Raw genomic sequence first — 14,328 nt, 5'->3', positions numbered from 1 at the left:
CACGTGAAAAAAATAAAAAACACGTGCTATACGTGTAAAAGCAAATATAGAAAAATTATTCAAAAAAAACCAAGGCAGCTATCTAGGTTCAGCTGCTTTGATTTATTTTCTGTATGTCGCTTTTTTATCCTCACGGCTACGGTACACTGGATATTCTCCAATCAATTGGACCGGAAATGCTCGCTGTTCCAGTAGTTTGATTGCTTCGTTCAATTTTGTATCTGCTTGTTCAATCTCTACTTCGATCACGAAAAAGTATTCACCTAACGAGGTTTTTTGCGGTCTAGACTCGATTTTGGTCAAATTAAGTTTTTGTTCTGCAAACACCGCAAGTACTTGATATAACGCACCTGGGCGATTTTCTGGCAAGTCTACAAATAGCGTTGCTTTGTAAGTACTGACTGGTAATTGAGATGACATCGGTGAGGAACCTAGTAGCCAAAAACGGGTTTCATTGTTGCGGATCGATTGGATATCTTGCTGAACGATGGTCAAACCAAACTGTTCCGCAGCTTCTTTAGGTCCGATTGCCGCGATTTTTTGTTCAGGATGCTCGGCAACTTGTTGGGCACCTTGGGCAGTCGAACCCATTTGCTCGATTTCCACGTCAGGGAACTGTTGCTTCAAAAATACTTGCGATTGTGCCAACGCTTGCGGATGACTACAGATTTTTGTTACCTCTTGCCACATCTGTTGATGCTTAGGATGTACCATCAATTGTTGCTTGATTGGTAAAACGATTTCTCCTTGGATCGTTGGTAAGGTTTCATAGACATGGTCTAATGTGGGCAATACAGAACCTTCGATGGAATTCTCGATCGGTACCATCGCATAATCGATCGCATCGTTGATCTGAGCATCAATCAAATTTGTTAAAGCTTGATACGGAGACCAATCGCCTTCGTTGAAATAATTCTTTACTGCACTATATGTGAAGGAACCTTTTGGGCCTAGATAACCAATTTTCATCGATTCATCACCTGCTTTATGATTTCTGAGACAACTTCTGCTGGTGATTTACCAGTTGTTTCTATCGTAAAATCTGCTAATGTTTCATAGTGTTTTTTCCGCGAAAAAAATAATTCTTTTAACTCTGTATCATCTTTATCGAGTGCCAACGGACGGGCTTGTTTGTGATCTTGGCGGATACGTTTGATCAAAAGATCGGGATCAACTTTTAAGTAAACCACCAGATGATCTGTCAGCAGTCGTTGATTTTCTTCTTGTAGGATAACTCCCCCACCTGTCGCAATGATCGCTTCTTCTTGCAATGAGTTTTTCAGTAGCTTCGTTTCTTTCTGTCGAAAGGCAGCTTCGCCATGTAATTCAAAATACTGACTGATCGAACAGCCAAACTCCTCGACTAGTTTTGTATCCATATCGATCAATGGTTTCTTTAACTGCATAGAAAGCTTGCGACTGATCGTTGTTTTACCGGCGCCCATAAAACCAATCAGCACAATTGCAGCCATTAGTTTTTCTCCTTGATCAGACCAGCTAGATCAGTGAAGAAGTCAGGATAAGAAATATTTACCGCTTCTGGATGGTTCAATTCAACTGGCTCATCGGTCAATAATGCGGCAATCTGTAACATCATGCCAATGCGATGATCCCCATGACTGTCAACAATTGCCCCATGCAAAGGTGTCGGACCATGAATGATCAGCCCATCATCTGTTGTTTCGATGTTTGCGCCCATTTTTATCAATTCTTCCGCTGTCGCATCGATGCGATTTGTTTCTTTCACTTTTAATTCTTGTGCGTCCCGAATGATCGTCGTGCCTTGTGCTTGTGTTGCAGCTAATGCCAAAATCGGTAATTCATCGATCAAGCGAGGAATGATTTCTCCTTCGATCGTACACGCCTGCAAGTTGGCAGAACGTACCATTAAGTCAGCCGCTTGATTTTGTTGATCGATTTGCATTTCTTGGATCGAAGCCCCCATTTCGATCAATACATCTAAAATCCCTGTTCGTGTTGGATTGATTCCTACTTGTTTCAATAAGACTTCACTATCTGGCAAAATACTTGCTGCGACTAGATAAAAGGCTGCTGACGAAATATCCCCAGGTACCGCCACGTTTTGTCCAACTAACCGTTGTCCGCCAGCAAGTGTGATCACTTTATCTTCTACTCTGATTTCTCCACCAAATTGTTTGATCATTTCTTCTGTATGATTCCGTGAGCGTTCTTTTTCGATGATCGTTGTCTCACCATCTGCTTGAAGTGCCGCGAATAAAATCGCTGATTTGACTTGCGCACTGGCAATCGGCATCTCATATTCGATTGGTTTCAAAGGCCCACCAGTCACTCGTAAAGGTGGTAGATCTGGATGTTCGATCCCTTTAAGATCCGCACCCATTTCACGTAAAGGATTCATCACTCTCCCCATCGGGCGACGATTCAACGAGTCATCTCCAGACACTTCTGCCGAAATCTTACTTCCAGCTAAAACCCCTAAAAGTAAACGGATCGTTGTACCAGAATTACCTGCATCTAAACGTTCTGTTGGTGTTTGTAATCCCTCTACGCCATGACCATAAACATGGATTTTCTCTTCTTCCTCTTCTATTCTCACACCTAATTGTCTAAATATGGACATCGTACTCAAGCAATCTTCTGCTTTTAAAAAGTTCGTTATCGTCGTTTTTCCATGACTGATTGCACCAAACATGATGCTGCGATGAGAAATCGACTTATCTGCTGGAACCGTTAGCTCACCTTTGATCCCATGTGTAGCATTAAGTAATTGCATTGTCTCAACTCCTGATCCAACAGTGAAAATTTTCCGCTTGAATCAATGCTTGTCCTTTTTCTAAATCGGTTTGATTTTTGAAGGACAATTCAAGGACTCCGAAAATATCTTCTCTAGTTTCTTGTATTTTTAGATTGATGATTGAAATATCTGCTTGGCTCAAAGCCGTTGTCACCTTAGCAACTGCACCGGAAATATCCGGAATATCAACGTATAGATCATAGAACGCTGGAATCGTTCCTTGTCGTTTCTTCGGCAACTGATCCCTTGTTTGCTTCGCTTGTGCAAAAAATCGATAAATGGCCTCTTCATCATTTCTCGCAAGTTGTGTTTTCAATGTTTCCATGGAGGATTGCCATTCTTCTAGTAAAGACAGCATGATTTCTTGATTCGTTAATAAGATATCTGTCCACATTTTTGGATCAGAAGAAGCAATACGCGTAATATCTCGAAACCCTCCGGCTGCAAGTTGGGAGGCTCTTGGATGTTTTTGATTGAGTTCATCACTGGTTTGCACTAAACCAGCAGCCACGATATGAGGCAAATGGCTTAAAACGCCGACGATCTCATCATGATTTTTGGCTTCCATCAATACAAATTTTGCTCGAGTCGGTTCTAATAGTTCCATCAGTTCAGCTACACGATCACTCTCATGATCATTGGTCAATATATAATAAGCTTCCTCGAACAAATTGGGATTGCCGGCTTTTACTCCAGATTTATGCGAGCCTGCCATTGGGTGTCCACCAATAAAAGTAAAAGGTAATTCCTTAGCCGCTGTCATGATTGCTGCTTTCGTACTGCCAGTATCACTGACCAATACAGTTTCCTTTAGCGGAAGTGTCGCTAATTGTTGCAAATAGTCCAAACTAACTTGTACAGGAACCGCTAATAAAATAACATCCATTTGACTTGCTTCTTCGATCCCAGACACCAGATGATCCACTAATTGGACTTCTTCTGCAATTTTTCTTGTTTCTGCTGAATGATCCCATCCATAAAGAGTCACATTCGATCCTTTGATGGCTCGGCAAAGCGAAGCACCAATCAGACCTAAACCTAAGACAAATACCTTTTTCTTCATATCAGTCTCCTCACTAAAAGTCTTGGATCATCTGCCGATGACTGGCAACAGATTTTTTCAGCTCACTCATGTTATCCGCTGGGAAATGTTCAAGGATCTCCACGGCAAGTGCTGTTGCAATGACGTGTTCAGCCACCACAGAAGCTGCTGGTACAGCGGTACTGTCGGAACGTTCGACACTTGCTTTATAGGCTTCTTTCGTGTCGATATCCACACTCATCAACGGCTTGTAAAGTGTAGGGATCGGTTTCATCACACCACGAACGATGATTTGTTCCCCATTTGTCATCCCACCTTCAAATCCACCTAAATGATTGGTTGTCCGGCGGTAGCCTTGTTCTTGATCCCAGGTGATTTCATCCATAACTTTAGAACCTGGTAAAGTCGCTGCATCAAAACCGATCCCAAATTCTACCCCTTTGAAGGCATTGATACTCAGCATGGCTTGTGCTAATTTTCCATCTAATTTTTTATCCCATTGGACATAACTACCCAAACCAGCCGGTACATTTTCAACCCGGACTTCGACGACACCACCTAAGGTATCACCTGCTTTTTTCGTCTCATCGATCAATGTTTTGACTTGTTCTTCGATCTCAAGGTCTACCATATTGACTTCGGAGATCGTTGTTTTTTCCTTGATCACCGCCACAGGTAGCACTTCAGGAATCGTTGCTTTGACCCCTCCAAGAACTGCTACGTGACTGGCAATTTCAATATCTAGTGCTGCTAGGATCTGTTTTGCTAAAGAGCCGATTGCTACACGCATGGTCGTTTCTCTAGCTGAAGACCGTTCTAACACATTCCTAAGATCTTGATGTTGGTATTTCATTCCACCAACTAGATCCGCATGTCCTGGACGAGGTTTGGCTACTCGACGACGTGTGACATGTTTTTCTTCGATTGGCTCGACTGACATCACCGTCTGCCAATTCTTCCAGTCTTTATTCTCCACGATCATTGTGATTGGCGAACCAAGCGTTTTACCATGTCGAATACCTGAGGTGATTTGGACACGATCTTTCTCGATCTTCATTCTGCCACCACGACCGTAACCCCCTTGTCGCCTCGCAAGATCTTCATTGATTTTTTCAAGTGAAACTTCTAAACCTGCCGGGATACCTTCAATAATGGCAGTTAACTGTGGACCATGAGATTCTCCTGCTGTTAAAAAACGCATTTAGTTCCCCTCCTTTAAATAGTCTTTCACGGACTCAAGCGGGATTTCTTGGATTCTTGCTTGTCCGATTTTATCTAATAAAATAATTTTCAATGTCTTTCCACGTGCCTTTTTATCGTGGGTGATCGCATCATAAAGGGATTGCTCCTCCCAAGGTTGGTACTTGATCGGTAACTGATACTTTTCGATCATGTGGATCAATTGCGCAGTGATACCCACTGGTGATTGTCCCAGCTTTTCGGCTTGCTTGGTGATTTGCACCATACCGATCGCTACGGCTTCACCATGACTGATCTGACCATAACCAGCAGTATTTTCGATGGCATGTCCGATCGTATGGCCAAAGTTCAGTAACAAACGATGCCCGTTATCGAATTGATCTTCTTCAACAACTTGTTTCTTCACACGCAACGCCTTTTCAATGATTTTTTCACTATTAGCCAGTAAGTCAGCAACTCCTGTTAATTTTGCCAAATCTTGCCATAGCGTTTCATCACTGATTGCGCCACACTTGATGATCTCAGCGATCCCTTCTTGGATTCTACGCTCTGATAACGTCATTAACGTCTCTGGATCGATCAATACCCCGTCTGGTTGTGCAAATGTCCCAATCATATTTTTCGCCATGGGTGCATTGATTGCTGTTTTTCCTCCAATGCTTGAATCGACCTGTGCCAGTAGGGAAGTCGGGATCTGGACAAATGAAATCCCTCGCATATAGGTGGAAGCAACGAAGCTGGCTAAATCGCCGATCACTCCCCCTCCAAGCGCAATCACCGCATCACTACGCGTAAATTGTTCTTCTGCTAAAAACGCATAGAGGTGAGCTGCCATGTCGAATGATTTGCTGCTCTCCCCAGCTGAAACAACATAATGGACGACTTCGTAGCTTGCCCGCAACTGTTGACAAATTTTTTCGCCGTATATCGGAAAAACATTCGTATCACTGATAATCGCGATTTTTTTATTTTTCCAGATTCCTTCGATCCACTCAGACACATGATCGAGTGCATTTCGTTCAATGATGATCTCATAGCTTTTTTCTGGTAAGACAACTTCTAACATGACGCTCCTCTTTTCTATAAGGCTTTGATTTTATTCATTGCTTCAACTAAAATCTCGACTTCTTCCATCATTCGTAGGTAGTTCTTTTCATTCAATGATTGCTGTCCATCTGACCATGCGTGGATTGGATCAGGGTGGATCTCTACGATCATCCCATCTGCGCCACTAGCAACACCGGCTCTTGCCATTGGTGATACGAGATCCCAAACCCCTGTACCATGACTTGGATCAACGATGATCGGGAAATGACTTAATTTTTTAATGATCGGTACAGCACTTAGATCGAAGGTATTACGTGTCGCTGTTTCGTAAGTACGAATACCACGTTCGATAAAGATGATGTTTGGATTGTTTTGTACCGCAATGTATTCCGCCGCATTCAACCATTCTTCGATCGTCCCTGAAATCCCACGTTTCAAGCCAATTGGTTTTCCTGTTTTCCCAACAGCTTCTAATAGACGAAAGTTTTGCATATTTCTGGCACCAATCTGAATGATATCTGTGTATTCACAAACGACATCGATATGAGCTTCATCCATGACTTCGGTAATGACTTTTAAGCCGTAATGATCCGCTGCTTTACGCATCATTTTCAGTCCTTCTTCTCCTAATCCTTGGAAAGCGTAGGGTGACGTTCTAGGTTTGTAGGCTCCTCCACGTAGGACTGTTGCCCCACCAGCTTTTGCCATACGAGCAGTTTCCATGATTTGTTCTTCGCCTTCTACTGAACAAGGACCAGCCATCGTCACAAAACTACCATCACCGATTTTCAAACCATCCACATCAACGACTGTATCTTGCGGATGAAATTCTCGAGAAGTCAGTTTGTACGTATTAGAGATTTTTACTGCACGCTCCACCGTGTCGTATCTTTCAAATGGTACACCTTGGATAATTTTTGGATCACCGATCAATCCTAAAACAAGACGATCTTTGCCATGGTTGATCTGAACGTCCAAGCCCTCTTCCTTGATACGTGAAAGTACTGGTTCTAGTTGGTTTACTTCAATTCCTGGTTTAATAATTAAAATCATAAGATAACATCCTTTTTTATTTTTATTTTTTTATCACTGTTTGAACACTTGATCGACAATGGAAAATCGTTCGTTGTTTACTTAAAATAACTCGTTGGAAAATGAACTGATGTGGTTCTCCTTTCGTTAGGTATAAAAAAAGCCCGCCGTAGACAAATCTACAGTGGGCCTTCACCAATTCTAACAAAAAAGCCACTATAGATTTTCATCTATGTGGCGGACAAGTCATCTCAAACATCCTTAGCCATCATAGATACAAACGTTGTGTTTGCACCCATGAATGTCATGAATACAAACCTATCTAAAATAGCTAAAGTAATACGTATTCAGTTGTGAATTCAATGTGATTTTCATAAGAAATCGCTCCAAACTGATTTAAGATTGGTTTAAGTATAGATTTCTTTCTGAAATAAGTCAACTACTTTTTCAAATCTTTTTCTCTTTATGCTAATGATCCTTTAGAAGACCGATGTTTTTTTAAAGTTCCTATTGATTTTTTCGTTGACAAAAAACGCGAACGTGTGTTCTAATCATGTAGAAGAGGTGACTGTTATGTTTAAAAATCAAAATCCTGTATTTGACTATCATAAAGAACCTTCTAGAGATATTTTATGTATTGATTGTAAGTCGTTCTATGCTTCTGTTGAATGTGTCTCACTTGGTTTAGACCCTTTAACAACCAAACTAGTTGTTATGTCGTACCCCGGAAATTCATGGGAAGAACGTGGTAGCGGGTTGATCCTTGCCTCTAGTCCAGCTGCAAAAAAAGCCTACGGGATCACGAATATCAGTCGTGCGCGTGATTTGCCCTTTCCTTATCCCAGTGATCTATATATTGCCCCACCACGAATGGCTTATTATATGGAGAAGAACAAAGAAATCAATGCGATTTATAAAACCTATGCAGACGAGAGTAACCATCATGTCTATTCGGTCGACGAAAGTTTTTTGGATATCACAAATAGTTTGAATTTGTTCGATGCTCCTGATGCCCGGACACTTGCAAAAAAAATTCGTCAAGACGTTTATGACCAGACAGGGATCTATACCACGATCGGTATCGGTGATAATCCACTATTGGCAAAATTAGCTCTGGATAATGAAGCGAAGGATACCCGAGACATGATCGCCGAATGGCGTTATGAAGACGTCCCTGAAAAACTTTGGCGGATTCCTCAGCTGACAGATTTTTGGGGGATCGGTCGAAAAACAGCGATTCGTTTAACTAAAATGAACATCCATAGCATCTATGAGCTTGCACATGCGGATTACTATCGTTTAAAAAGTGCAATGGGGGTAATTGGTACACAACTTTATGCCCATGCCTGGGGAATCGATCGGAGCTTTCTTGGTGAAGTCTACACCCCTAAATCAAAAAGCATCGGAAATAGTCAAATCCTCAATAAGGACTATACCCGCCGAGAAGAGATTGAAATCGTGATCAAGGAAATGGCAGATCAAGTAGGCACACGCTTACGTCGAGAAGAAGCAAAAGCACAAGTAGTTAGTCTGTGGGTCGGCTTTTCTTTGGGCTACACAGATGTTTCAGGAAAAACTGGGTTTCACCAACAGATGAAAATCGAGCCGACCAATGCCAGTCATGTTTTAGCAGAAGCACTATTGATGATTTTTGATCGACATTATCAACGGCAAGATATCCGAAGTATCGGCGTCAACTGTTCTCGCTTAGTTTATGCGACTGGCTTGCAATTGAATCTATTCGATGATCCTAAAGAGCAAGTCAATGCGGCAAAGATTGACTTTGTCGTGGATAAGATTCGACAAAAATATGGATTTAAAGCAATCGTCCATGCACATAGTTTACTAGAAGGTGGTCGAGCAATCGCCCGCAGTTCGCTTGTAGGCGGTCATGCTGGCGGAATGGCTGGTATTGAAGGTGAGGGACATGCGACGCACGAAAAAAGAATTTCTCGATTACAATGAATACCGTGATCGCCCCTTTGGCTTGAAATGGGGAACCGCTTTTGCCATGGATGAGCTAGTTAAAGGGATCGAAGAAAATGCAGCAGTCGCCTTAAAAGACCTCCCTCCCCAATTGCAAATGACGAGAGAGGAAATCGACCAAGTACTATTACAGTCCTTTCTCTACCGACAAAGAGTGACCATCCAATTAAACACAAAAGATGAATTTGGTCGATATAGAGAAAATATCGAGGGCGTTTTCTTAGGCGAATGTGATGAAGAATATCTGACGATTGACCAGTACCAGATTCTCTGGGAGAACATTCGTCACGTTGGTTTGAAACAAGAAATGAAATGGTTTGAGTTTAGTACCAACAAGACATATGACGAACAAGTTTCCCGATCAATCGATTGGAACAAGCCAAACCAACAAGCTGAGTTGCAATTGATCAAAGATGAATTTTATCAAGCTTTTGAAGAGGAAAATGACTAAAAGGGAGGCGTTGCCGTTGACAATGGTAAAGAATCATTTCGAAACTGTCATAATCACTGCTTATATTGCCAAACAAGAAATTACGATCCAAACAAAAAAGGGAGAAAACTATAGAGGAAAGATTCAAAAAAAGATGACAGAAGATGGCTTTTATGTAAACGAGGGCTTTATTGCTTGGGATGAACTTGATTCGATCGATTTAGAAGAGGAATATTTTCATTTTTGGCAAGAAATCGTCAAGCAAGCGATTGAGTAATTCAGATAAGCATTGGATTCTTCGGCCATTATTGAATGCTATTTCTCTCAACCTAAAAAGCATCAACCGGTAAACATGTAAAAAAGATTCTACCGGTTGATGCTACTATTCTCAGCAAAGAACGATTCTATTCGTAAAGTCTGAAAGCTTTAGTTCAAATAGTTTGGGTCAGCCAATAAAGATTGGATTTTATTTGTATCAATAACGAATTCTTGTGTCCCCATAGCACCAGGTGCTACCTCGTATTTATCAAAGAAGATAACCAGCTGGTGTTCTTTATTGATATAAAAACTAGGATCTTTTTTTAATAAAAATGAGCCATTATCCTCTAGAGCAAAATAAGTTGATTCTGGATTTTTTTCCATACGATTTTTCATCTGTTCTTCAATTTCTTTTGAAAGAGCAATGAGATAATCATCATTTTTAAATAATAAAGGCAAAGACACAAGTACCTCATTTTGTTTATCTAACGTGTCAAATTGATTGTTCGTTTGCGTACTTGCAATTGTCTGTTCGATTGAACGATCAATCACTAAAAATCGCTCATCATTGACCAATATGCGATATCCACCTGTTGTATCAATCTGTTGCCCGTTTTTCTTGATTTCTTTCACTCCTTCCTCATAAGCTTGTTGTCCCTCTGCGAGATATTTTCGATTCAACTGGTCATGGATTTCTTCTTTTCCAATTATTTTTGGAACAGCAATCCTGATACCCGATTCCTCTTCTTGGAATGAATAGGTTTTCCCAGTAATGATCGAAACCAATTCTCCGAGAACAGGGATTTCTGTCGCCCATACGCGAAAGTCTCTATTTTGAACACCTGCGAACAAAATAAGTACAGAGCAGACGATCCCCAAACCGATATGAACAGCATGTTTTACTTGTCGTTTCACCTTCACTTTTTTCTTGGCAATCGTAAAACGCTTGAATAGCTCATCTTCTAGCTGTTCAGGAATTTCCCCCGCTCGATACGCCTGATTCATCATACTTATTTTTTTCTTTGTTCCTCCCATTTCGCTATCCACTCTCCTTTATTTTAAAATTTCTTTGTAATTATCTAGTGAGCGATACATTTTTGTTTTCACTGTATTCTCATTTAAATTTAAAATCTGAGCAATTTCTTTCAATGTAAATCCTTCAAAAAATTTCAAGATAATAATCTCGCGTTCTGGGCTAGGCGTTTGGCTCAATAATTCACGTAATTCCATGTAAGAAACATCATTTTGACAATCGATGAATTCAAGTCCTGGACAGTCTTCCAATTCAAAATTCAAAGGCATTCGTTTATTCTTGCGCCAATAATCAATTGCTGTGCGGACTAAGATTTTATAAAACCAAGCTTGAAAATGATCGATCTTCTTTACCTTTGAGAAATCCATCAGCGCTTTTTGAAAGCTATCTTGGATAACATCTAGTGCATCTTCCGAACAGTGTGTATAACTATAAGCGATTCGATACATTTTTTGATATTGTGTCTCAATCAGCTGTTCTAACTGAGATTCATAATGTCTGACTCGCTGCTTTTTTGCTATCCGATTAAAAATATTAGATCCCTCCCTATCTCAAATAATAAATTTCACCCAGTTCTCGCATAAAATCCTTGTTTGCTTCCTTACGTGGTTGTGTATCTTTCGTTCTAGTCGACTCGCTTGTCCCTATCTCTTGTGGCTTTTCTTCTATGATCGAAAATGTATCCATTGAATACATCCATAAAAAAAGGCTGGTAAACAGGAACAATAAGACTAGGAAAATTAGTTCTATCGTTAAAAATGAATAGTTTTTTTCATGTTTCATACGCTCACTCCGCTTTCTTTTTTTATACTTAATTAGACGATCGTTTTCTAAGAAAAGTTTCAAAAAAATCAACTTTATTTTGAATCACTAACTTTGCACAAAAGACAGTTTGTGACATTCTGATAAAAGTGTTAAGCTCCGCTAAAAAGCACCAAAACCCCACAATTATTCATCGATGGATTTTGGTGCTTGTTTATGTAGTATTCACTTCTAGAAAACCATTTATTCGTTTTTAGCAATCACAGTACCATCTGGCAGCTTATCTTTCCATTTTTTATCCGAAATTTTTTCTCCCAAATAACTCCTCACTTTTCAAAAGGCACGAAACCAACGATGATATCTTTAAAAAAAAGAGTCAGCGATTTGACGTACTCCAAAGGATAGACCCAAGTGGAAAATAAACCAGGCAAGAATATCAAGAATCACTAACACTCCAGTGATCAAATGAATCAGTAGCATAAAAAGCTCCTAAAATTTGTTTTTTCTTCCTAAAAAAACGATTACACTATTTCTCTAGTAACTCCTAGAACAAAATAAACGAGAGAATCCAAACACTTTTAAAACAAGTTTTAGATTTTCTCGTTTATTTTTCTGAGTTGTCCATTTATTTCACAACTTCTTTAAAATAATTCACTATGGGATCCCAGCCTAGCAAGTATCAATATTAATTGATCATTATCAATCTTATATACTAATAGCCAATCAGGACTGATATGACATTCTCTAAACCCCACATAATTGCCGGTCAAATGATGATCACGATACAGTTTGGGGCATTTATGTTGGCTTGCAAATGAGATAGCACCTTTCTTAGTTTTGCTAAATCTTTTCCCTGTTTTTTCGTTTTTTTATAGTCTCGCTTGAATTGTGAAGTATAAAAAGTCCTCCAGCATCTTTTCTCGCTTGCAAAGTAGCCGAATTTTCCCTTTCAATTTTAAAAGGAAGTACCAGTTTAGTTACAGACTGTTTTTAAAAAACTGTAATTGCGGTTATCATATTCATACCCAACTCAGCAAATAATTGCTCAGCATCCTTTTTCAAATCCTCATCAATTGAGATATGGATTGGTTTCTTTTTTGTCGTTTCCATGTCATCACCTCTGCTATTTTTCAACATATAAACAACATAAAAGAAACATAAATCCGTTTTAAGAACCTACTTATTCCTCATTCTTCTAATGAACGCTCGTTCCAATCGTGGCCGATTATAGCGTTGGATCATAATAAATGGGATATTGACAAGAAGCGCATAAAAAACCATGACCCACCCCGCCCATTTGGGATTCCACAAAAAGAAAAGGAACGCTGGCGCAATCAATAGCCAATGTGTCAGCTCTGCTCTTTGTGTTTCAATGATGAATTTCTTCAGTGCGGCAGAATCAGTCTTACCAAGTCTTGATTTATCGAATCCACTCTTGGCAATCACAGTACCATCTGGCAGCTTGTCTTTCCATTTTTTGATTCGAAATTTTTTCTCCCAAATAACTCCTTGCTTTTCAAAAGAAAAAGAACGAAACCAACGACGCTTTCTTTCAAAAAAAGAGTCAGAAATTTGACGTACACCAAAGGATATACCCAAATGAAAAATAAACCAGGCAAGAATGTCGAGCATCACTAATACTCCAGTGGTCAAATGGATCAGTGGCATAAAAACCTCCTAAAGTTTGATTTTTCTTCCTTTCCAAGTCACTGATTTCAAAAGATAGGTTTGGATCAATGACCACAAAAACAAGAAAAGAAAGAAGATAAAAAAGAACGGAAAAACGAACAAGAAAATCGGCTTGAAATTTCCTACACGTTTGGCAAATACAATACATTGGAGCACATACAGGCAATAAATAACCAGTGCGAGCGGCCATTGTTCCATACCAAAAGCCAACACTGAGCCAACACCACCACTTATCCAGAGGATGACTCCTAACAAAATAAAGGGATTGGTTGCTCTAGAAGCTGTGGCAAAATCCTTTGTCCATCCTTGGATCAATTGCTTGAAACCTTCAGGATACATGCGAAAAGCAATCAACTCTTTCCCACCATATAAATGGATGGGAAATCCTGCCTTTTGAAAACGATTGGCTAAAGCCATATCATCTAAGATCCCACGAGGCATATCTTTATGCCCATCGACTTGGAAATAATCGGTTTTCGAGCATAAGATACACGGCCCAAACGCCCCCGCTGCTTTTAATTTTTCACCTAGCACAGAAAAAGTATTCAACCCTACTAGAATGACCACATTGAAAACAAACGAGAGCTGTTCATAAAAGCGAACAGTTTGATGAAACGGTTGAAGCGACAGCAAGCCACTATTCCCTCTTTTTTCGTATTCATTCAACAGTCTTTCCAAACTATTGTCTGTCTGAAAAAATGTATCTGCATCTAAAAATAAGAAATGCTCACTTTGGGCCTTTGTTGCACCTAACCAACAGGCAGCCGCCTTGCCATGCTGCTCACGATCATTTGAGAAAACTGTTGCATCTAAGTTCTTGGCGATTTCTGCTGTACCGTCAGTGGAATCATCATCCACGACGATGATTTCTCGTGGTTGGATCGTTTGCCTTTGGATCGATTGTAGCAATTTGGGGAGCGTATTTGCTTCGTTACGTACAGGAATAATGATTGAAACATTTGTGTCAAAACGTTTTGCAGAGGTTAGGTTTGTGATGAATGGCAGTCGATAAAAGATACACCAACCTGAAAGCCAAGCAACAAAAAGGACGATCATTATTAGTAACAAAATAA

14 protein-coding genes and 1 pseudogene are annotated in these 14,328 nt (G+C 40.1%); 3 read left to right on the top strand and 12 right to left on the bottom strand.

Annotated elements, in window-relative coordinates; all coding sequences use genetic code 11:
• Positions 1 to 102: 102 nt before the first annotated feature.
• From pheA to aroF, 7 genes are read right to left on the bottom strand one after another with little or no spacing between them, the layout of a single operon-like run.
• Positions 103 to 969 (bottom strand): prephenate dehydratase, encoded by an 867-nt coding sequence (gene pheA / locus IGK01_RS02590; protein ID WP_023519138.1) that lies wholly within the window; start codon positions 967 to 969, stop codon positions 103 to 105.
• Positions 966 to 1,472 (bottom strand): shikimate kinase, encoded by a 507-nt coding sequence (locus IGK01_RS02585; protein WP_438840478.1) that lies wholly within the window; start codon positions 1,470 to 1,472, stop codon positions 966 to 968. The genes pheA and IGK01_RS02585 overlap by 4 nt, the downstream gene beginning before the upstream one ends.
• Entirely contained in the window at positions 1,472 to 2,755 is a 1,284-nt protein-coding gene (aroA, locus tag IGK01_RS02580) for a 3-phosphoshikimate 1-carboxyvinyltransferase (protein WP_349520841.1), read from the bottom strand. Before aroA ends, IGK01_RS02585 begins: the two co-directional genes overlap by 1 nt.
• A 4-nt stretch (positions 2,756 to 2,759) precedes the next feature.
• Entirely contained in the window at positions 2,760 to 3,839 is a 1,080-nt protein-coding gene (locus IGK01_RS02575) for a prephenate dehydrogenase (RefSeq protein WP_023519136.1), read from the bottom strand.
• Between the two features lie 13 nt (positions 3,840 to 3,852).
• On the bottom strand, positions 3,853 to 5,019 hold the full coding sequence (gene aroC, locus IGK01_RS02570) for a chorismate synthase (protein WP_010736270.1): 1,167 nt from the start codon (positions 5,017 to 5,019) through the stop codon (positions 3,853 to 3,855).
• Positions 5,020 to 6,084 carry a 3-dehydroquinate synthase gene (gene aroB, locus IGK01_RS02565; RefSeq protein WP_349520843.1) on the bottom strand — a complete coding sequence of 355 codons (1,065 nt, stop codon included), beginning with the start codon at positions 6,082 to 6,084 and terminating at the stop codon, positions 5,020 to 5,022.
• Positions 6,085 to 6,098: 14 nt separating this feature from the next.
• Positions 6,099 to 7,118, bottom strand: coding sequence for a 3-deoxy-7-phosphoheptulonate synthase (gene aroF / locus IGK01_RS02560; protein ID WP_019722398.1), 1,020 nt, complete (start codon positions 7,116 to 7,118; stop codon positions 6,099 to 6,101).
• Between the two features lie 552 nt (positions 7,119 to 7,670).
• Here aroF and IGK01_RS02555 point away from each other — a divergent pair.
• Genes IGK01_RS02555 through IGK01_RS02545 form a run of 3 tightly spaced genes read left to right on the top strand, consistent with a single transcriptional unit; the run spans position 7,671 to position 9,790 of the window.
• On the top strand, positions 7,671 to 9,062 hold the full coding sequence (locus IGK01_RS02555; protein WP_438770553.1) for a Y-family DNA polymerase: 1,392 nt from the start codon (positions 7,671 to 7,673) through the stop codon (positions 9,060 to 9,062).
• A complete protein-coding gene (locus tag IGK01_RS02550; protein WP_153830440.1) occupies positions 9,025 to 9,534 on the top strand; it encodes a hypothetical protein in 510 nt (169 codons plus the stop codon). Before IGK01_RS02555 ends, IGK01_RS02550 begins: the two co-directional genes overlap by 38 nt.
• A 22-nt stretch (positions 9,535 to 9,556) precedes the next feature.
• Positions 9,557 to 9,790: a hypothetical protein gene (locus IGK01_RS02545; RefSeq protein WP_438748924.1), complete on the top strand. Its 234-nt coding sequence runs from the start codon at positions 9,557 to 9,559 to the stop codon at positions 9,788 to 9,790.
• A 149-nt stretch (positions 9,791 to 9,939) separates the two neighbouring features.
• Here the strand turns inward: IGK01_RS02545 and IGK01_RS02540 are convergent, their stop codons facing one another.
• From IGK01_RS02540 to IGK01_RS02520, 5 genes and pseudogenes are all read right to left on the bottom strand, one after another.
• Complete coding sequence (locus IGK01_RS02540; RefSeq protein WP_023519129.1) at positions 9,940 to 10,806, bottom strand: RsiV family protein; 867 nt, start codon at positions 10,804 to 10,806, stop codon at positions 9,940 to 9,942.
• Positions 10,807 to 10,824: 18 nt separating this feature from the next.
• Positions 10,825 to 11,253 (bottom strand): RNA polymerase sigma factor, encoded by a 429-nt coding sequence (locus IGK01_RS02535; protein WP_023519128.1) that lies wholly within the window; start codon positions 11,251 to 11,253, stop codon positions 10,825 to 10,827.
• Between the two features lie 954 nt (positions 11,254 to 12,207).
• A pseudogene (locus tag IGK01_RS02530) lies at positions 12,208 to 12,464 on the bottom strand (type II toxin-antitoxin system YafQ family toxin); the annotation flags it as partial.
• Positions 12,465 to 12,742: 278 nt separating this feature from the next.
• Entirely contained in the window at positions 12,743 to 13,234 is a 492-nt protein-coding gene (locus IGK01_RS02525) for a glycosyl-4,4'-diaponeurosporenoate acyltransferase (protein WP_071866705.1), read from the bottom strand.
• 9 nt (positions 13,235 to 13,243) lie between these two features.
• Positions 13,244 to 14,323: a glycosyltransferase gene (locus IGK01_RS02520; protein ID WP_096081376.1), complete on the bottom strand. Its 1,080-nt coding sequence runs from the start codon at positions 14,321 to 14,323 to the stop codon at positions 13,244 to 13,246.
• Positions 14,324 to 14,328: the final 5 nt, after the last annotated feature.

The organism is Enterococcus sp. AZ080, from assembly GCF_051714945.1.
GTDB classification, from domain to species: domain Bacteria; phylum Bacillota; class Bacilli; order Lactobacillales; family Enterococcaceae; genus Enterococcus_B; species Enterococcus_B pernyi.
Note: the sequence above shows the minus strand (reverse complement) of the source record. Positions and strands in the feature narration are given on the sequence as shown.